This window comes from Hankyongella ginsenosidimutans (assembly GCF_005144965.1).
Classification (GTDB): Bacteria; Pseudomonadota; Alphaproteobacteria; order Sphingomonadales; family Sphingomonadaceae; genus Hankyongella; species Hankyongella ginsenosidimutans.
Genome location: NZ_CP039704.1, coordinates 1614764 through 1631469, shown reverse-complemented (window position 1 = coordinate 1631469; position 16706 = coordinate 1614764). Strand labels below are relative to the sequence as shown.

19 protein-coding genes, 5 pseudogenes and 1 riboswitch are annotated in these 16706 nt (G+C 67.4%); of the genes and pseudogenes, 10 read left to right on the top strand and 14 right to left on the bottom strand.

Annotation, left to right across the window (positions count from 1 at the left end):
• Nucleotides 1-146 precede the first annotated feature (146 nt).
• From E6W36_RS18770 to E6W36_RS09555, 5 genes and pseudogenes are all read right to left on the bottom strand, one after another.
• Nucleotides 147-766, bottom strand: a pseudogene (locus E6W36_RS18770) (type II toxin-antitoxin system HipA family toxin).
• Between the two features lie 124 nt (nucleotides 767-890).
• On the bottom strand, nucleotides 891-1394 hold the full coding sequence (locus E6W36_RS18765; protein ID WP_246047485.1) for a hypothetical protein: 504 nt from the start codon (nucleotides 1392-1394) through the stop codon (nucleotides 891-893).
• Between the two features lie 6 nt (nucleotides 1395-1400).
• Nucleotides 1401-1685 (bottom strand): helix-turn-helix domain-containing protein, encoded by a 285-nt coding sequence (locus tag E6W36_RS09565; RefSeq protein WP_246047483.1) that lies wholly within the window; start codon nucleotides 1683-1685, stop codon nucleotides 1401-1403.
• 237 nt (nucleotides 1686-1922) lie between these two features.
• Complete coding sequence (locus E6W36_RS20650) at nucleotides 1923-2222, bottom strand: LysR substrate-binding domain-containing protein (RefSeq protein ID WP_222872447.1); 300 nt, start codon at nucleotides 2220-2222, stop codon at nucleotides 1923-1925.
• Nucleotides 2198-2821, bottom strand: coding sequence for a LysR family transcriptional regulator (locus E6W36_RS09555; protein ID WP_222872446.1), 624 nt, complete (start codon nucleotides 2819-2821; stop codon nucleotides 2198-2200). Before E6W36_RS09555 ends, E6W36_RS20650 begins: the two co-directional genes overlap by 25 nt.
• A 29-nt stretch (nucleotides 2822-2850) precedes the next feature.
• Between E6W36_RS09555 and E6W36_RS23340 the strand changes: the two genes are divergently transcribed.
• The gene (locus E6W36_RS23340) at nucleotides 2851-3003 is read left to right on the top strand and encodes a hypothetical protein (protein ID WP_425459763.1); all 153 of its coding nucleotides are present in this window, start codon (nucleotides 2851-2853) and stop codon (nucleotides 3001-3003) included.
• On the opposite strand, the pseudogene E6W36_RS23335 reads toward E6W36_RS23340, so the two are convergent.
• From E6W36_RS23335 to E6W36_RS09540, 4 genes and pseudogenes are all read right to left on the bottom strand, one after another.
• Nucleotides 2976-3598: pseudogene (locus tag E6W36_RS23335) on the bottom strand (NAD(P)/FAD-dependent oxidoreductase); the annotation flags it as partial. The gene E6W36_RS23340 and the pseudogene E6W36_RS23335 sit on opposite strands and share 28 nt — an antisense overlap.
• Nucleotides 3556-3786, bottom strand: a pseudogene (locus E6W36_RS23330) (FAD-dependent oxidoreductase); the annotation flags it as partial. The pseudogenes E6W36_RS23330 and E6W36_RS23335, both read right to left, overlap by 43 nt.
• A gap of 10 nt (nucleotides 3787-3796) precedes the next feature.
• Nucleotides 3797-4951, bottom strand: a complete 1155-nt coding sequence (locus E6W36_RS09545) for a sensor histidine kinase (protein ID WP_222872445.1) — start codon at nucleotides 4949-4951, stop codon at nucleotides 3797-3799.
• Nucleotides 4952-5007: 56 nt separating this feature from the next.
• Nucleotides 5008-5481 (bottom strand): hypothetical protein, encoded by a 474-nt coding sequence (locus E6W36_RS09540; RefSeq protein WP_222872444.1) that lies wholly within the window; start codon nucleotides 5479-5481, stop codon nucleotides 5008-5010.
• A 444-nt stretch (nucleotides 5482-5925) separates the two neighbouring features.
• Between E6W36_RS09540 and E6W36_RS09535 the strand changes: the two genes are divergently transcribed.
• Nucleotides 5926-6399 carry an Lrp/AsnC family transcriptional regulator gene (locus tag E6W36_RS09535; protein WP_222872443.1) on the top strand — a complete coding sequence of 158 codons (474 nt, stop codon included), beginning with the start codon at nucleotides 5926-5928 and terminating at the stop codon, nucleotides 6397-6399.
• 6 nt (nucleotides 6400-6405) lie between these two features.
• Here the strand turns inward: E6W36_RS09535 and E6W36_RS18760 are convergent, their stop codons facing one another.
• The 5 genes from E6W36_RS18760 to cobU form a co-directional block, all read right to left on the bottom strand.
• Entirely contained in the window at nucleotides 6406-7761 is a 1356-nt protein-coding gene (locus E6W36_RS18760; RefSeq protein ID WP_246047481.1) for a hypothetical protein, read from the bottom strand.
• Entirely contained in the window at nucleotides 7758-8360 is a 603-nt protein-coding gene (locus E6W36_RS20645; RefSeq protein WP_281277283.1) for a CobW family GTP-binding protein, read from the bottom strand. The genes E6W36_RS18760 and E6W36_RS20645 overlap by 4 nt, the downstream gene beginning before the upstream one ends.
• Nucleotides 8357-8806: a CobW family GTP-binding protein gene (locus E6W36_RS18750; protein WP_281277282.1), complete on the bottom strand. Its 450-nt coding sequence runs from the start codon at nucleotides 8804-8806 to the stop codon at nucleotides 8357-8359. Before E6W36_RS18750 ends, E6W36_RS20645 begins: the two co-directional genes overlap by 4 nt.
• 79 nt (nucleotides 8807-8885) lie before the next feature.
• Entirely contained in the window at nucleotides 8886-9389 is a 504-nt protein-coding gene (locus E6W36_RS09520) for a hypothetical protein (protein WP_222872442.1), read from the bottom strand.
• Nucleotides 9390-10086: 697 nt separating this feature from the next.
• Nucleotides 10087-10638, bottom strand: a complete 552-nt coding sequence (cobU, locus tag E6W36_RS09515; protein WP_222872441.1) for a bifunctional adenosylcobinamide kinase/adenosylcobinamide-phosphate guanylyltransferase — start codon at nucleotides 10636-10638, stop codon at nucleotides 10087-10089.
• Nucleotides 10639-10658: 20 nt separating this feature from the next.
• A riboswitch (cobalamin riboswitch) is annotated at nucleotides 10659-10859 on the top strand.
• A 145-nt stretch (nucleotides 10860-11004) separates the two neighbouring features.
• On the opposite strand from cobU, the pseudogene E6W36_RS18745 reads away from it, so the two are divergent.
• The 8 genes and pseudogenes from E6W36_RS18745 to E6W36_RS09490 form a co-directional block, all read left to right on the top strand.
• Nucleotides 11005-11388: pseudogene (locus tag E6W36_RS18745) on the top strand (TonB-dependent receptor); the annotation flags it as partial.
• 709 nt (nucleotides 11389-12097) lie between these two features.
• Complete coding sequence (locus E6W36_RS18740; RefSeq protein ID WP_342776871.1) at nucleotides 12098-12925, top strand: TonB-dependent receptor; 828 nt, start codon at nucleotides 12098-12100, stop codon at nucleotides 12923-12925.
• 14 nt (nucleotides 12926-12939) lie between these two features.
• Nucleotides 12940-13545 carry a cob(I)yrinic acid a,c-diamide adenosyltransferase gene (cobO, locus tag E6W36_RS09505; protein ID WP_222872440.1) on the top strand — a complete coding sequence of 202 codons (606 nt, stop codon included), beginning with the start codon at nucleotides 12940-12942 and terminating at the stop codon, nucleotides 13543-13545.
• Nucleotides 13542-14798: a cobyric acid synthase gene (locus E6W36_RS09500; protein ID WP_246047479.1), complete on the top strand. Its 1257-nt coding sequence runs from the start codon at nucleotides 13542-13544 to the stop codon at nucleotides 14796-14798. Before cobO ends, E6W36_RS09500 begins: the two co-directional genes overlap by 4 nt.
• Nucleotides 14783-14974 (top strand): hypothetical protein, encoded by a 192-nt coding sequence (locus E6W36_RS18735; protein WP_246047477.1) that lies wholly within the window; start codon nucleotides 14783-14785, stop codon nucleotides 14972-14974. Before E6W36_RS09500 ends, E6W36_RS18735 begins: the two co-directional genes overlap by 16 nt.
• Entirely contained in the window at nucleotides 14971-15084 is a 114-nt protein-coding gene (locus E6W36_RS18730; protein WP_246047475.1) for a nicotinate-nucleotide--dimethylbenzimidazole phosphoribosyltransferase, read from the top strand. The genes E6W36_RS18735 and E6W36_RS18730 overlap by 4 nt, the downstream gene beginning before the upstream one ends.
• Nucleotides 15081-15955: pseudogene (locus E6W36_RS09495) on the top strand (nicotinate-nucleotide--dimethylbenzimidazole phosphoribosyltransferase). The gene E6W36_RS18730 and the pseudogene E6W36_RS09495 overlap by 4 nt, the downstream one beginning before the upstream one ends.
• A complete protein-coding gene (locus E6W36_RS09490) occupies nucleotides 15952-16698 on the top strand; it encodes an adenosylcobinamide-GDP ribazoletransferase (RefSeq protein ID WP_222872439.1) in 747 nt (248 codons plus the stop codon). The pseudogene E6W36_RS09495 and the gene E6W36_RS09490 overlap by 4 nt, the downstream one beginning before the upstream one ends.
• The last annotated feature ends 8 nt before the right edge of the window (nucleotides 16699-16706 follow it).

Sequence of the window (16706 nt, the reverse complement as noted above, 5' to 3'; positions counted from 1 at the left end):
GGGGTGGCCGCAGGCCGGGGTGGGTGCAGCTTGATTCCACCCGCCCCGCTTCGCGACCCTCCCTGAGGAAGGAAAGAGTCGCCCCCACCGCCCCCAAGCACAGACGAAGGGTGGAGGGGCGATGGTCACAGGAAGGAGCATTCTGCTCATCCATGGTTGCCAGCCAGCCGGAAGCAAGTCGCGAAACGTCCCCTATCGGCCTGGCCCAGCCCGGCCGCCTCGAACAGCGGCTCCCAGCGTGCGGCGACCACAGCGCGCATTTCGGCAATCAACGCTTCGGCCTCGTCTCGGCCGAGATCGAACACCGCCGCTCCGGCCAGGGCATTTTCGAGCGTGGCGTTGCGTCCTTCCGGGCCGACGCCGAGCACCAGCCGCCGTTCGAGGCCAACCTGCGGCTTGGGCACAACATCGTAGAGCGGGGACAGGCGCCAGCCCTTGCCGTCATGAAGGAAGCCGTGGTTGCGGAGGTGATCGTCGTCATTGGTGACGAAGATGTTGAACACCATGCGCCGGAACAATTCGCGCAAATCCTGCCTTACCCGCGTGCCGTGCTGACGAAGGCGCCAGCCAGGTCGGCATAGCTGTAGCGGCTGACCTCGCTTTCATGCGCGCCAAGCATCGTCAGGCCAGACGCGAAATGCCGCCGCTCCATCCAGTTGCCATGCGGTACCCGGTCGAACCGTTCGATGAGATAGATGTCGCGATCGAGCACGCGTCTGAGATCGAGCGCGGGCACGTCGAGCCTGCATTCACGGGCGAGGCGCATCGTGGCATATTCCACCCGGCATTCGGGAAGCTGTCGTTGCGTGCCTGGAACTTGGCGATCCAAGGCTGGTCGCCGATTTCGGTTGCGGCCTTGGGGCGCGCGCCACCGAGTGACGATGCAGCCGTCAGCAGCCGCCGCAAGTTCTCGTCGAGTGCATCGACGTGCTGCGCGCGTTCGGTTGCTTCGGCCAATTCCGCCAGTGTGAAGTGCTCGCCCCGCGCATCGCCATCACCCCAAGGTGTGATGCGCTGCGGGCGCTCCGGGGTCGGACCAAAGGCCAGACAACCAACCCGGTGTTCGCCTGATGCGAGGATAAGGTCGATCTCGTTCGGCAACCGGTCGCCCATGGCCTTGTACATGAGATACTGGCCCCAGCCATCGGGGCTGCATCGCGGATGCCGTTGAAGACCGCGAAGCCCTCTTCCGTGCGGAAAGTATGGCCGCTGTTCGCATCGTGGAGTGGCAGGGCAACCGGGTCGACAGCAAGCCGGTCAGGACGTTCAAGATAGCGGCGGCCATAGGCAAATGTCGCGAACTTGTTGCGCGGCTCGTCGGTCATGGTGAGCAGCCCAGCGGGAACCGGACCTTCGGGCAGATGCACGAAGACATAGGTGCGCACGCTCACCATGGCGGATCAGAAATCCAGGTCATCGTCGTCTGACGCATGGGTCGTCTTCGGGAGACGCGCGAGATCCTCGCTAATGCCCGCACGATCGCTGTCGGCGGCAACGAGGCTGGCAAGGCGCGCCGTCATACCGAACACATGGAGTGCGCTGGCAAGGACCGCTAGGCCGACCGTCGGGTCGCCAGCCTCCAGCCGCTGCAGCGTCTGCACCGACACGAGCATGCGCTCGGCCATCAGCCGTTGCGGCAGCCTGCGCCGCCGCCGTGCGAGCGCGATATCCTTCCCCAGCTGCACAATTGCACGCTGACTCTGCGGCGGGAGTCCGCTGGCGGCTCTGGAGGCGCGTGGCATGGCGACGCATATGACATATCATGTGTATTCTGTCAATTTTACATGATATATCAGCTTGCACGGAGTTCGCCGCCCTCCCGCGCGCGGAAGGGGTGGCCGCAGGCCGGGGTGGGCAGGGGTGGCTGGATCGTCCCACGCGGAGCAGCGCGGATACGCCCTTCCTGCGGGTGGGGATCGGGGTCAAGCCGCCAGGGCTTCAGTGGTCAGCACTTCGGCGAGGAAGTCGCGCAGCGCGGCGACCCGCACGGAACCGCGCAACTCGCTCGCATAGACGAAGAAGATCTGGAACGGCGGCCCGGCGATTTCCGGCAGCACGATGGATAACTGGCCCGACGAGCGGATGAGGTAGGTCGGCAGCACGGCGATGCCCAGCCCCTGCTCGACCGCGCGCAGCACGCCGAACTGGTTGTTGACCGTGATGACCGGCGTGCGCTCGCGCCCGGCCTTGCCGACGGTCAGCAGCCAGTTGACGCTGCGCATCGGCTGGGCGCCTGATCGCCGTAGGCGATGATACGGTGGCGATCGAGATCGTCGAGCGTGGCCGGCGCGCCATGGCGCTCCAGATAGGCCGGCGAGGCGCAGATCTGCTGGGTGACGGTCGCGAGCGGGCGCTGGATCAGATCGGCCTGGTGCGGCGCGTGAAAGCGCAGCGCGACATCCGCCGCGCGGGTCGACAGATCAAGGTCGTCGTCGCTCAGCACCACCCGCAGCCGGATATCCGGATAGCGCTCCATGAACGGCGCGATGACCCGCATCAGCCACACCGACCCGAACGCAACCGTGGTGGTCAGGCGGATTTCACCGGTCGGGCGACCGCGCGAGGCCTGGATCGCCCGCTCGACCCGGTCGACCCGGTCAGTCATTTCCCGGCTGGCGGCGAGCAGTTGCTCGCCCTCGTGGGTCAGCGCCAGACCACGCGCATGGCGGTGGAACAGGGCTGCGCCGGCCTCCTGCTCCAGTTGCTGGATCTGCCGGGACAGCGCGGGTTGGCTCATGTTCAGCCTGCGCGCGCCCTCGGTCAGGCTGCCGGCATCGGCCACCACGTTGAACAGTTTCAGCCGGCTCCAGTCGATGGTCATGCGGGTTATTCGGCAGCGATCGCCAGACTGTGGTGCGCAAGATAGCGTTCCGCTTCCAGCGCCGCCATGCAGCCCATGCCGGCGGCGGTGACGGCCTGGCGGTAGACCTTGTCCTGACGTCGCCGGCAGCGAACACGCCGGGGATGTCGGTCGCCGTCGAGTCCGGGGCGGTGACGATATAGCCCTCCTCATCTATCCTGATCTGGCCCTTGAACAGGGTGGTCGCCGGATCGTGGCCGATCGCGATGAACAGGCCATCGGTCGCGAGCGTCTGCGTGCCGCCGTCGACCGTGCTGCGCAGCCGCACGCCGGTCACCGACGCTGGTTCGCTGTCGCCGAGCACTTCCTCGACGGTGTGGTTCCAGATCACCTTGACCTTGGGGTGGCTGAGCAGGCGGGCCTGGTTGGTCTTGTCAGCGCGCAGGAGTCGCGCCGGTGAACCAGATACACCGTCTCGGCAAAGTTGGTCAGGAACAGCGCTTCCTCGACCGCCGTGTTGCCGCCGCCGACCACGGTGACGGTCTTGCCGCGATAGAAAAAGCCGTCGCAGGTCGCGCAGGCCGAGACGCCGAAGCCGCGCAGCCGGGACTCCGACTCCAGGCCGAGCCAGCGCGCCTGCGCGCCGGTGCAGATGATGAGGGTATCGGCGAGGTAGGTCGTCCCGCTGTCCCCGTGAGCCGGAACGGCCGCTGGTTGAGGTCGACGGCGTTGATGTGGTCCTGCCGCAGGTCCGCGCCGACGTGGATGGTCTGGGCGCGCATCTGCTCCATCAGCCACGGCCCCTGGATCGGGTCGGCGAAGCCGGGATAGTTCTCGACCTCGGTGGTGATGGTCAACTGGCCGCCGGGCTGGATGCCCTCGATCAGCAACGGCTTCAGTGCCGCGCGCGCGGCGTAGATCGCCGCCGTGTAGCCGGCCGGCCCCGATCCGATGATGACAACGCTTGCGCGAACGGTTTCCGCCATGATCGACTCCTCATCCTTCGCCCGCGATGTGCCATGCGGACGACTCATTCTGCAACAGGTGAGCACGATATAGGGCCTGCGCGCGCCATGCGAAGGCGGCTGCGACGAACGCTGCGTTCAGACGGCGCTTCTGCGATCGGCGGGGGCGCGTCGTGGCCGCTTGCGGTCGCCAGGATCGACAGGCCGTGCGCGTCGACCTCGACGGTGGCACCGGCCCGTTCGGCCTGCTGGCGCAGCAGATGCAGGAAAAGTCCCCGCTTTCCGTCGTGGCCTCCAGCGAGGCGGCAAGGACCGGGCAATGAACGATCAGCCGCACCCGGTCGCCCGGTTCCACCTGCGCGCTGACGATGACGGTCTGGTCGCGGCCGGCGATATCGATCATTTTCAGGATGGCGCGGCTGAGCGCCCGGCGCAGGCCTTGCGGCTCGGCGGTGATGGTTCTGACTGCGGTTGAGACGCGACTGATCAGGTAGACGCCTGCGTGCCGGGCATGGTCCGACAGGCTGTCCACCACGTCGCCGACGAACACGGGCGCGTTCAGGGCGCACGGCTGCGCCACCTCGCTGTCCGGCGTGCGCGCGGCTTCCAGAAACTCCTCGACCAGATGCAGCAGGCGGCCGCCCGCGTTGAGGATGCCGCCCGCCTGCGCGCGGTAGTCGTCGCCGACAGCGCCCAGCGCTTCGCGCTCGATCATCTGCGCGAAACCGAGGATGGCATTGAGCGGCGAGCGCAGCTCGTGCGCAAGCATATACATGCGATCGACAGAGCTATCGTCGTCTGCGCCGCTATCCGGGGACTTGGACGCAACCGCGGATGGAACACGATGCGCCAGCTCGGACGGCACGGCGATCGCCGTACCCCGATAGCCTTGAAACTGCCCGGAGGCGTCCTCGAACACCGGCACCCCGGCAAGAGACCAGATACCCGCCGCGGCCCCGCGCTCGATATGCACCGTCTGCGCGCGGAACGGCGCATGGCGCAGATACGCCAGCCGTACCGCATCGAAGGCAGGGCTGTCCGGCAGCCAATCGAACAGGTTCATGCCAGCCAGACCGTTGAGGCCATCGGGGCGGAGCGCTGCGTCCGGCGCATCCAGATAGGTGAAGTTGCCCTGCCGGTCGGTCTCCCAGCACCAGTCGGTCGCGGCGCGCACGATGTCCTCCATCGCCGTCGACGCCCGCTGCGGCTCCGGCGCGCGCTGCCGCTCGCCGGGAAGCGGGATCAGCGGCCAGGGATGATCCGGCCCGGCTCTCCGGCGGATGCTGTATCTCCGGCTTCTGCCTGCCGGCGCCGCTCCTGATAGGCGAGGATGCGCCGGATCAGCTCCTGGATCTGCTGCTCCGACGACTCGAAATCTGCGGGCAGTTCGTCACCCGCTTCCAACACCGCAGCCTCCCCTTGCGGCGCGGCCGGAGTCTCGGGCTCGGCCGACGCCACGTCCGGTTCTGGTGCGGGATCGGCGGCGGCCATGGCGATCGGCGGCATCCCGAGCGCACGGGTTGCCTCAGCGGCCCAGCGCGCGCGCGCGATAGCTGTCTGGACGCGCGGCGGCAGATCTGTGCGCGCATCAAGCACAGTCGCGGCTGCTGGCGGCAGCCGGTTGAGCAGCAGCAGCCACACTTCCTCCGGGAGCTGCGCGCGCAGCAACACGGGCTCGATGATTTCCAGCGAGTCGTCGACGACGATGCCGATCACATCCCAGTCCCCGGTGCATAATCGGCGACCAGGCGCGCCATCTCGCGGCGGGTGGCTGCCGGTGCCCGCGGCTGGCAACGCTCGAGCAACTGCAGCGCCAGTTCACGGTTGGCATGCCCTGCGGCAGGCGGCCCTGCGCGAACAGATCGATCAGTTGCCGGTAGGCGACGTTTTGCGCCGCCGGAGCCGAGTCTTCCGCCAGCCGGGAGATGTGCGCGAACATGTCGTCGAAACGCAAATCCATGGGAAAACAGTACCCCCGAGCGTACGAGCTCAACAATCGCCTCTCTTTGCTTAACGGAGGTAAAGATTCCGTTAATCACGCCGGCGGAACCAAGTGCCGTATTTCGTTCTTGCATCGCTCGTTGAAATAAGTAGAACCGAAAACGTACGATGATTGCCTCAAAATCGCGGCAAACAAACAATTAATTGCGAGGCGCCATAATGTCCCGAGGCAGGCTGGACGAAATCGATCGGCGTATCCTGGCGAGTCTCCAGGAAAACGGCCGCATGACCAATGTCGAAGTCGCCGAGCGGGCCGGAATCACCGCGCCGCCGTGCCTGCGCCGGGTGCGCGCGCTTGAGGAAAGCGGGATCATACGCGGCTATCACGCAGATGTCGATCCTGCCGCGCTGGGCTACACCATCACCGTGTTCGCGCTGGTCAGCCTGAAAAGTCAGGCGGAAGACGATCTGCAGGCGTTCGAGCAGCATATCGCCAAGCTGCCGGAAGTGCGTGAATGCTTCATGCTCAACGGCGAGATCGATTTCGTTCTGCGCGTGGTGGCGCAGGACCTGCAATCGTTCCAGCGGTTCCTGACCAGCAACCTGACGCCGGCACCCAATGTCGCCAGCGTCAAGACGTCCCTCGTCATCCGCAAATCCAAGAACGACCCCGGCGTGCCGATCCCGGCCTGATGCGCCCTACTTCAGCGTCGCCAGATAGGCGATGACGTTGGCGCGGTCGGCGGGTGCTGCGACCTTGGTGATCATCCGGCTGCCCTTCATCATCTTGCGCGGGTCGGTGAGATAGGTGTCGAGCGTCTGCGCGTTCCAGGTGGCGCCGGACGCCCCATAGGATGGAGAGAATTTAAAGCCGGCGGCAGTGCCGGCCTTGCGGCCGACCACGCCGGCCAGGCTCGGCCGACACCGTTCTTGCCGGGCTGCACTGAATGGCAGGCCTTGCAGATACGGTTGAAATATTTCTCCCCAGCCGCAGCGTCGCCGGCGGCGAAGGCATGCGTACCCGTCAGGGAAAGCAGGCTGGCGAAAACGATGGTGCGGATCATGGCGGATACTCGATATAAATATGACGTGATTTTCAGTATGCGGGCACTCAGAATGGCAGGTCAAGCCAGAGCAGCCGCCCGTCCTGCGTGCCGCACCCCAGCGTGTTGCCGAAAAGGCAGCAGCGCTGACTGGCGCGTCTGCGTTGTCCCAGACCATCAGCGACTCGGACGTTCCCAAACGATAGAGCAGCATGCTTCCGTCCGCATAGCCGGCTGCCAAAAGATCATAACGTCCGTGGGCGGCGATCTGGCTCACCAGAGCACCGGGGCCGGCCAGCTCGCGCGGCGCTTTGCCCATGGGGCCGTTGCGGTCCGCGAATGGCCATAGGATGACGCTATGCGCGCCGGACGTCGCCAGACAGCGGCCCCTGTCTGTCCAGGCGAACGACTTGGTCTTGGCCGGATAGCCGCTCATGCGCATGTCGGCTTTATCCTCAAGCCGCCAGCCGTGCAGCGCATTCTCCTGCATGGCGGTCACGATGAAGCGCCCGTCCGGGGACCAGGTGATCGCAGTGTGCGAGCCGACCCACGACAACGGCGTCGGCTTGCTGTCGGCGGCGTTGAGCCACCACAGCGAGGCGCCGTTATAGTGGCTGACCGCCAGCCGCTTCGAGCGCGCATCGAACACGAGGCCGGTCGCCGAGCTGTCATGCTCCAGGATGCGGGCGGCGCCGCCGCTTGCCGGCGCGACATGGACGCGCTTGCCAGCGGCCGCCGCGATCCATTTCCCGTCCGGGCTGATCGCCACCTGATCGACCCACTGGCCGGCCAGCACCATCGCGGGCTCGTCCCGGCCCAGCAGCGTCACGGCACCGCTGTCGTCGGCGACGACGACGTCCGTGCCGTTACCAGCCGCTGCCAGGCATTCGCCGGTCGTTGCGCGGCCTTCGTCGCCCGGGGTCAGCCAGCGCCCGTCAGCGAGCACTGCAGCAAGCGCCCCGCGCCACGGCAGCATGGCGAGCACATGGCTGGCTGCGTCACGCTCGATCATGCGGCCAGACAACTCTCGAAGCCTTCACGCAGCATTGCGGCGTCCAGGTTGCGACCGATGAACACCAGGCGCGAGCGGCGCGGTTCGTCTGCGCCCCAAGGCGCGCGCAGGTCGCCATCCAGGATCATATGCACGCCCTGAAACACGAAGCGGCGGTCCTCGCCGGCGAAGTTCAGGATGCCTTTCCAGCGCAGCAGGTCCGGGCCTTTGTCTGCGGCCAGCGCCTGCACCCAGAGCATGAAGGCGTCGCCGTTCAGCGGCCGCTCCGCCGACAGCGCCACGGAGTGGATGTCCTGATCATGGTCCAGCCGGCTGTCGTGCGCGTGGACATCATGGTGGCAGTGCGTGTGATCGTGGTGGTGATGCCCATGATCGTGATGCCCATGATCGTGATGCCCATGATCGTGCTGATCGTCTGCGGCGGCCCAGGCCTGCAGCCGGTCGAGGTCGAATGCGCCCTGATCGAGCAGGGCGTCGAGCGCCACGTCGCCACGGCGGCTGTGGTGCAGCCTTGCGCCGGGGTTGATGGCGCGAATCTGCGCCTCGGCGGCGCTCAGGCCGGCGTCGTCCACCAGATCGGTCTTGTTCAGCAGGATCACGTCCGCGAAGGCGATCTGGTCGCGCGCCGCCTCGGTATCGCCGAGCTGAAGCCGATGTGTTTGGCGTCGGCGACCGTCACCACGGCGTCCAGCCGGGTCGCCGCCTGCACGTCGTCGTCGGCGAAGAAGGTCTGGGCGACCGGCGCCGGCTTGGCGAGTCCGGTGGTCTCGACGATGATGCGGTCGAACCGGCCGCGACGCTTGAGCAGCGCGCCAAGGATGCGGATCAGGTCGCCGCGCACCGTGCAGCAGACGCAGCCGTTGTTCATCTCGAACACTTCCTCGTCCGCGCCGACGATGAGGTCGTTGTCGATGCCGATCTCGCCGAACTCGTTGACGATCACCGCGTAGCGGCGGCCGTGATCTTCCGAGAGAATACGGTTGAGGAGCGTCGTTTTGCCGGCTCCGAGGAAGCCGGTCAGTACGGTAACGGGTATCTTGTCCATGGCCCAGATAGGACGACGAATGCGTTTTGTCAGCAGGTCATGTCCGTTGATCCGGGCCAGCTTTGGAAGCCGGCCCGGATTACGCGGACACTACGCGACCATTTTCCAGGTGCCGTCCGGCTGGCGGCACGCTGTGCCGTATGCCCGCTCGGACTTGCCGTCGATGGTCACGGTCTGGGTGAACTCGCGGCAGTAGGCCGTTTTCCTGATACGCCGGCTTGGCGACAATCGAGCCGGAATTGCCCGAGTCCGGGTTCTGCCAGGTGCGCTCGACGCCGGACGGTGCGTGTTCCAGCGCGTCCTGCGCCGTGCGTTCGGCCTCCAGTCGGTCGGCCTTGTCCAGGCCCTTGCCGATCTGGTTGCCAAGCAGGCCGCCGAGGAACACGCCGCCGGCGACCAGCGCCGCCTTGCCGGCACCGCGTCCGCCGATCGAGGCGCCGAGCAAGCCGCCGAGCGCTGCCCCGGTAGCCGTGCCGACGGCTTCCTTGTTGACGCTGCCATCCGAGGCGCAGCTTGCAAGCGGCAAGGCCAGCGCAATCAAACCGGCTTTGAGCGCCGGTTGGCGGGATAGGGTCGAAATCATGCAAACCTCCTGTGCAATCAAGCGTGAGGTAGGCGTCGGAAACTGAATTGAACCTGAACGACTGCCCATCAGCGACTGAACGAACCAAACACGCGATCAACTGTGATGTTCGCCGTAAAAGTACAATGACATGGGCGGCGCGCGTCATAGCGAGGAGACCGTAAGGCCGACACGACAATCCAAAGAATTTGGCCAGTGTCCCCGGTTTCGCACTGGATCGCCGCGGCTGCTCCGCAGCCTCGCGATGACAGATGGGTCAAACGAAAAGGATGCTTGAGAGATATGCGGTGATTGCATAGCTCCCCTCGGCAATGCGTCTGGTGCTTTGGACAGGAATCCGCATATGCGCTCCTGACGCTGCACTGCAGCGCCCGATCACAGGATCCTCTCCCGATCCTGATCTTTGAGCGCCTGGCATTCCTCCCCGCCACGCGCTCCCTGTTCCGCCCTTTCCTCCCCTGGGCGGAACCTCCCTGATTGACTTGGCCGGAGTGAAAACTCCGGCCAATTTTGTTCTTACAGACCTGTGCGGATGATTATTCCTCCCCGCAGGAGGGGACCACCCTTCAGGGTGGTGGAGGGGTGGCGAATGCATGAGATATACGGGCTTTTCACCCCTCCGTCAGTCTTTCAGACAGACACCTCCCCTTGAGGGGAGGATTTTACATCCGCACACAGGTCTCCCTTAAGCTGTATTTCAGCATCTTTTCAGCCAGAGCGGCAGCCCCGCGGCGACGAACGCCACCCGGTGGGCAATGCTGGCCATGCGCTGGTTCAGCCGACCGGCGCAATCCCTGAAAGCGCGGCCAAGCGGTGTCTCCGGCACCAGGCCCAGCCCGACTTCGTTGCTGACCAGGATCAGCGATGTTCGCGCCTGCGATATGGCGTCGAGGAGATCCTCGACCTCCGGTTCCAGCAGCACGTCAGCCGCCAGCGGGTCAGGCAGGGCGCACAGGCGGTTGCTCAGCCACAAGGTCAGGCAGTCGACCAGCACCACCTCCTCCGGTCCGGCCGCGCGGATGGCGTCGGCCAGCGCGAACGGGACCTCGCGGGTGGCCCAGCCGGGACCGCGCTCCGCCTGGTGGCGGTCGATGCGCGCCGCCATCTCCGCGTCCAGCGCCTGTGCGGTCGCGATGTAGACGCGCCGGGCAGCGCGTGCAGCGGCGGCTTCGCTCGTCAGGCGTTCCGCCAGCCGGCTCTTGCCCGAACGGGCCCCGCCGAGGACAAGGGTGATATCAGGCTCTTGCATTTGCCGTTCCGTTGCGCCACTGCGGCATTCGCGAAGAGAGTTGCCCGCAAGGGCATGAAAAGGAAGCCGGTACAGCGGACAAGTCCGTCAGTCCGGCGCTGCCCCGCAACTGTTGTCGGCGAGCGGGCGCACCACAAGGCCACTGGAGGGTAACCTCTGGGAAGGCGGTGCGCCAGCAATGACCCGAGAGCCAGGAGACCTGCTCGCTTCGGTCGTCTGACGTGCGGGCGGGGTGTACCGATGCGTCCGAGGGTTTCCTCGCGTGGCGACGATTGGGGTCGTGCGCGGGGAGCCGGTTGCGGTTTCCTTCATCGCGGTGATGCGCCGATAGTCGGCGGCGGCGGCCCCTGTCAAAGGGAGCCTTGAATGCGCATATTTCTTATCCTCCCCGCCGCGCTTGTCGCCGGGTTTTCGCAGACCGCCGCTCACGCCGAGGATTCGCTGGACGCGATCGTCGTCACCGCCACCCGCACTCCGGTGACGGTTGCCGATCTCGGCCAGTCGATCACCGTGCTCGACGCGCAGACCATCGAGACCCGCCAGACCGTCGCCGTATCCGACCTGCTGGCGACGACGCCGGGGATCGCTGTCGCCCGCAATGGCGGGCTTGGCACGCAGACCGGTGTATTCATCCGTGGTGCCGAGTCGGACCAGACGGTCGTGCTGATCGACGGCGTCAAGCTCAACGATCCCGCCTCGCCCGGCGGCGGCTTCAATTTCGCCAACCTGCTGGCCGGCAATATCCGCCGCATCGAGATCATTCGCGGCGCGCAGTCGGTGCTGTGGGGCAGCCAGGCGATCGGCGGGGTGGTCAACATCCTCACAGCGCCGCCGACCGAGGACCTCCAGGCCAACGCCCGGCTGGAATATGGCTATCGCGACACCTGGCAGGCGACCGGCAACGTCTCGAAGACCATCGGCCCGGTCGCGGCCAGCGTCGGTGCAGGCTACCTGGCGTCCGACGGCATCTCCGCCTTCGACGAAACCCGGGGCGGACGCGAGCAGGACAGCTACGACAATGTCGGCGCCAACGCGCAGGTGCGGGTGACGCTGTCGCAGGCGATCTCGCTCGATCTGCGCGGCTGGTTCAGCCGGGGCGACACCGGGATCGACGGCTTTCCGCCGCCGGATTTCCGCTTCGCCGATACCGCTGAGCGCAGCCGTTCCCGCGAGTTCGTCGGCTATGCCGGGCTGAACGCGGCGCTGTTCGATGGGCGGCTGAAGAACCGGCTGGCGATCGGCTACACCAACATCAAGCGCCGCAACACCGATCCGACCCTCGATGTCACCACGACCTTTGATGCGCTCGGGCGCAACACCCGGCTCGAATATCAGGGCACGTACGCCATCGCCGAGGGCTGGGAGCTGACGGCCGGCGCCGAGCGGGAAGTCCAGCGTCTGCGCACCGCCTCGCCTTCCACGTTCGACCCCGCCCCACGCCGCTCACCGGACCCAGCGCCTGACCAGCGGCTACGCCAACCTGTTCGCCAAGCCGTTTGCGGGCTTCAGCGGCACGCTCGGCATCAGGCAGGATCAGCACAGCAGCTTCGGCGGCGCGACCAGCTTTGCTGCCAGCGGCGTCTACTCGCCCAACAAGGGCCGCAGCCGCCTGCGCGCGAATTATTCGGAAGGCTTCAAGGCACCGACACCGTTCCAGCTCGGCAGCGAGTTCGGCAACCCGAACCTCGCGCCCGAAGACTCGAAAGGCTGGGAAGTCGGCGGCGACCAGCAGCTCTGGGGTGAGGCGCTCAGTATTGGCGCGACCTATTTCCGGCGCACCACCCGTAACCAGATCGACTTCAACTTCTGCCCCAGCGATAACAGCCTGTGCGACGATGGCCGCTTCGGCTTCTACGACAATGTCGCTCGCACCCGTTCGACCGGCGTTGAACTGCTGGTCTCGGCGCGCCCGGTCGAAGGGCTCAGCATCGACGCCAGCTACACCCACCTCAACCCGCGCAACAAGGCGGCGGACAGCCCGAACGCCGGCAATGTGCTGGTGCGACGGCCGCAGGAGACGTTCTCGCTCAGCGCAGACTACCGTCATCGCTCGGGGCTGGCCGGCGGCGTGACCGTCACCACGGCCAGCGACCGCTTCATCGATGCCGCCAACACGCGGCGGCTGGACGGCTACACGACCCTCGACCTGCGGGCGAGCTATGAATTTTACCAGGGCCTGGAGCTTTACGGTCGCTTCGACAACGTGCTGGATGCGCAGTACGAAACCGTCGACCAGTATGGCACCTTCGGGCGCGCCGGGTTCATCGGCCTGCGCGCGGCGCTGTAAAGAAGGGGACTGCGATGACCGATGACCTGAACAGCCGCCACAAGCAACGGATGGCCCGCATCCAGAAGGCGCGCGAACGCATCCAGGCGACCAAGACGCTGGAGCGCGGGCTGCTGATCGTCCACACCGGTGACGGCAAGGGCAAGTCGTCAGCAGCCTTCGGCATGGCGCTGCGCAGCGCCGGCTGGGGCATGCGGGTGGCGATCGTGCAGTTCGTCAAGGGCAGCTGGGAAACCGGCGAGAAGCACTTCTTCCGCGACCACCCGGAGTTCGCCTCCTTCGAGGTGATGGGCGAGGGCTTCACCTGGGACACGCAGGACCGGGAGCGCGACATCGCTGCCGCCCGCGCCGCCTGGGCGCGTTCGCTGGCGCTGATACACGACCCCGCCATCGACTATGTGGTGCTCGACGAGCTGAACATCGTCATCGGCTATGACTATCTGCCCATCGGAGAGGTGGTCGCGGCGCTGCAGGCCCGGCCGCTCACCAAGCATATCTGCATCACCGGGCGCGGCGGAAAACCGGAACTGCTGGAGATCGCCGACCTGGTGACCGAGTTCCGCGAGGTGAAGCACCCATACAAGGCCGGGTTCAAGGCGCAGCGCGGGGTGGAGTATTGAGCGCCGCGCTGATGCTGCAGGGCACGGGGTCCGATGTCGGCAAGTCGGTGCTGGTCGCCGGCCTGTGCCGGCTGTTCGCCAACCGGGGCCTGCAGGTGCGGCCGTTCAAGCCGCAGAACATGTCCAACAATGCGGCGGTCACCGCCGACGGCGGCGAGATCGGCCGGGCCCAGGCGCTGCAGGCGCTGGCCTGCCGGGTCGCCGCCTGCGTGCACATGAACCCGGTGCTGCTGAAGCCGCAGTCCGACACCGGTGCGCAGATCGTGGTGCAGGGCCGGGTGCAGGGGACATGGCGGGCCGGCGATTATGCGGCCCGCAAGCCGGACCTGCTGGCCCGCGTGCTGGAGAGTTTCGCACGTCTGCGCGCGGACGCCGACCTCGTGATCGTCGAAGGCGCGGGCAGCCCGGCCGAGACCAATCTGCGCGCCGACGACATCGCCAATATGGGCTTTGCGCGCGCTGCCAATGTGCCCGTACTGCTGGTCGGCGATATCGACCGTGGCGGGGTGATCGCCAGCCTGGTCGGGACCCATGCGGTGCTCGACCCATTGGACCGGGCGCAGGTGCGCGGCTTTCTCATCAACAAGTTCCGCGGCGACATAGGGCTGTTCGATGCCGGGCTCGACGCGATCACACGCCACACCGGCTGGCCGGGCTTTGGCGTCGTGCCGTGGCTGGCGGACGCCGCCCGCCTGCCCGCCGAGGATGCGGTGGTCCTCGAGCGGACCGCCAAGCCGTCGGACGGCGCGGTCACCGTCGTCTGCCCGATGCTGCCGCGTATCGCCAACTTCGACGACCTCGACCCACTGCGCCAGCAGCCGGGGTGCGGCTGGTGTTTGCGCCGCCGGGCCGACCGCTGCCGCCCGCCGACTGGATCATCCTGCCCGGCACCAAGGCGACGCTCGCCGATCTCGCGTTCATGCGCGCGCAGGGTGGGACATCGACATTCTGGCGCATGCCCGTCGCGGGGCTTCGTGCTTGGCCTGTGCGGCGGCTATCAGATGCTCGGCCAGCGTATCGCCGACCCGGACGGCATCGAAGGCCCGCCGGGCGAGGCGGCAGGGCTTGGCCTGCTGGATGTCGAGACCGTGCTGGCCCCGCACAAGGTGCTGCGGCGGACGTCCGGCATGATCGGCAACGCCCCGTTTCAGGGTTATGAAATCCATTGCGGGCGCACCACGGGCCGGACTGCACCGCCCCACTGCTACAACTTGCAGGTGGCGGCACGGACGGCGCGGTGCGCGGGCGGGTGATGGGCTGCTATGTCCACGGCCTGTTCGACAGTGCCGCTGTGCGCAGCGACTGGCTGCGGCTGCCCGGCGCGCAGCAGGACCAGCAGGAGGTCGTCGACGCCGCGCTCGACGCAATCGCCGGTGCATTGGAAACCCACCTCGATATTCCCCGACTGGAGCAGATCGCCCATGCTTGACCCCCACGCTATCGCCCAGCACCTCGACGGCCTCGCCGCCCGGCAGCCTCGGGCGGCTCGAGGCGCTGGCGGCAAGGCTGGCGCAGGTGCAGGGCGCCTGGACCCGGTGACACGGCCGCGCCGGCTGGTGCTGTTCGCCGGCGACCATGGCGTCGTGGCGCAGGGCGTCACCGCCTGGCCGCAGGCGGTGACTGCTGCCATGATCGCGACCATCGCCAGTGGCCGCTCGGCCAGCGCCGTACTGGCGGCGTCCGTGGGCGCGGCGCTGCGGCTGGTGGATGTCGGCAGCGCCGGGCCGCCTTTGGCCGACCCGCCGCCTTTCTACCGCGATGCCCGCATCCGCGCCGGCAGCCGCGATCTGGCGGTCGAGCCCGCCCTTAGCCTGGACGAATTCGATGCCGCCTGGGCGGTCGGCGTCGAGGAAGCCCAGCGCGCGGCCGACGATGGCATGGTCGTGCTGGCCGCTGGCGAGATGGGCATCGGCAACACCACGCCGGCCGCCGCCCTGACCGCGCTGCTCGCCGGGCTGGACCCGACCGCCGCCTGCGGGCGCGGGGCCGGCGCGGACGATGCGACCCTGGCGCGCAAGCTGGCGGTGGTGCGGCAGGCGTTGGCGCGCACCGGGAGCCTGGAGACGAAAGCCGCCATCGCGGCGCTGTGCGGGTTCGAGATCGCGGCGATGGCCGGGTTCTTCACTGAGGGCGCACGACGCGGCTGCACCCTGGTGCTGGACGGTTATGTCGCGACCAGTGCGGCCCTGATCGCCGAGACTCTGGCACCGGGGACAGCCGCCGCCATGATCGCCGCGCATCGGTCCGCCGAACCGGGCCATGCCGCCGCACTCGCGCACCTCAGCCTCGACCCGCTGCTGGACTGGGGCATGCGCCTGGGGAGGGCACCGGCGCGCTGCTGGCCATGCCGATGCTTGATGCGGCGGCCGCCCTGCTGTCGATGGCGACCCTGAAGGAGGTGCTGGGATGATCCGCTTCTGGCTGGCGCTCCAGTTTTTGACCCGGCTGCCGACACCCTCGACCGCGCACCTGCCGGCAGATGCCGTGCAGGCGGGCCTGCGCGCCAGCCTGCCGCTGTTCCCGCTGGTGGGCGCGCTGGTCGGCGCGCTCGGCGCCGCCGTGCTCTGGGGTGCGGGACAGGCCTGGCCGTGGCCGGTCGCGGTGCTGCTGGCGCTGATCGTCGAGGCGCTGACGACCGGCGCGTTCCACGAGGATGCGGTCGCCGATTTCTGCGATGCGGTCGGCGGCGGCCAGACCCGCGCCCGCAAGCTGGACATCCTGAAGGACAGCCGGATCGGCAGCTACGGCGCGCTCGGCCTCCTGCTGGCGGTCGGGCTGCGCGCGGCGCTGCTGATCGCGCTGCCCATGGCTGCCGCCCTGCCGGCGCTGCTGGCGTCCGCAACGCTGGGGCGCTGGCTGATCCTGCCGGTGATGGCGCTGGCACCACCTGCCGCCGCCGGACTAGCCAAGGACATCGGTGCGCAGGCGACGTGGCGTAATGTCTGGCATGGCGGGCTGTGGGCGCTGCCCGGCGTCGCCTGGCTGCTGCTGACGGATGCCGGCAGCCTTCTGCTTGCGCTTGTCGCCTGCTCTGTCTTCGCGCTCTGGCTGCGCGGCCGGCTGATGGCCTGGCTCGGCGGGGTCACCGGCGACGCGCTGGGTTTTGCCTGCTACGCCGGGCAACTCCTCCTCCTGCTGGCGGTGGCGGCGTAGACTGTGTT

Excerpts from the sequence above, each read along its gene's own strand:
- E6W36_RS18760 (WP_246047481.1), bottom strand. The coding sequence starts at position 7,761 with ATGATCGAGCGTGACGCAGCCAGCCATGTGCTCGCCATGCTGCCGTGG.
- cobO (WP_222872440.1), top strand. The coding sequence starts at position 12,940 with ATGACCGATGACCTGAACAGCCGCCACAAGCAACGGATGGCCCGCATC.
- E6W36_RS18765 (WP_246047485.1), bottom strand. The coding sequence starts at position 1,394 with ATGGTGAGCGTGCGCACCTATGTCTTCGTGCATCTGCCCGAAGGTCCG.
- E6W36_RS09545 (WP_222872445.1), bottom strand. The coding sequence starts at position 4,951 with ATGGAGGACATCGTGCGCGCCGCGACCGACTGGTGCTGGGAGACCGAC.
- E6W36_RS20650 (WP_222872447.1), bottom strand. The coding sequence starts at position 2,222 with ATGCGCAGCGTCAACTGGCTGCTGACCGTCGGCAAGGCCGGGCGCGAG.
- cobU (WP_222872441.1), bottom strand. The coding sequence starts at position 10,638 with ATGCAAGAGCCTGATATCACCCTTGTCCTCGGCGGGGCCCGTTCGGGC.
- E6W36_RS09490 (WP_222872439.1), top strand. The coding sequence starts at position 15,952 with ATGATCCGCTTCTGGCTGGCGCTCCAGTTTTTGACCCGGCTGCCGACA.
- E6W36_RS09535 (WP_222872443.1), top strand. The coding sequence starts at position 5,926 with ATGTCCCGAGGCAGGCTGGACGAAATCGATCGGCGTATCCTGGCGAGT.
- E6W36_RS09555 (WP_222872446.1), bottom strand. The coding sequence starts at position 2,821 with ATGACCATCGACTGGAGCCGGCTGAAACTGTTCAACGTGGTGGCCGAT.
- E6W36_RS09520 (WP_222872442.1), bottom strand. The coding sequence starts at position 9,389 with ATGATTTCGACCCTATCCCGCCAACCGGCGCTCAAAGCCGGTTTGATT.
- E6W36_RS18750 (WP_281277282.1), bottom strand. The coding sequence starts at position 8,806 with ATGGACAAGATACCCGTTACCGTACTGACCGGCTTCCTCGGAGCCGGC.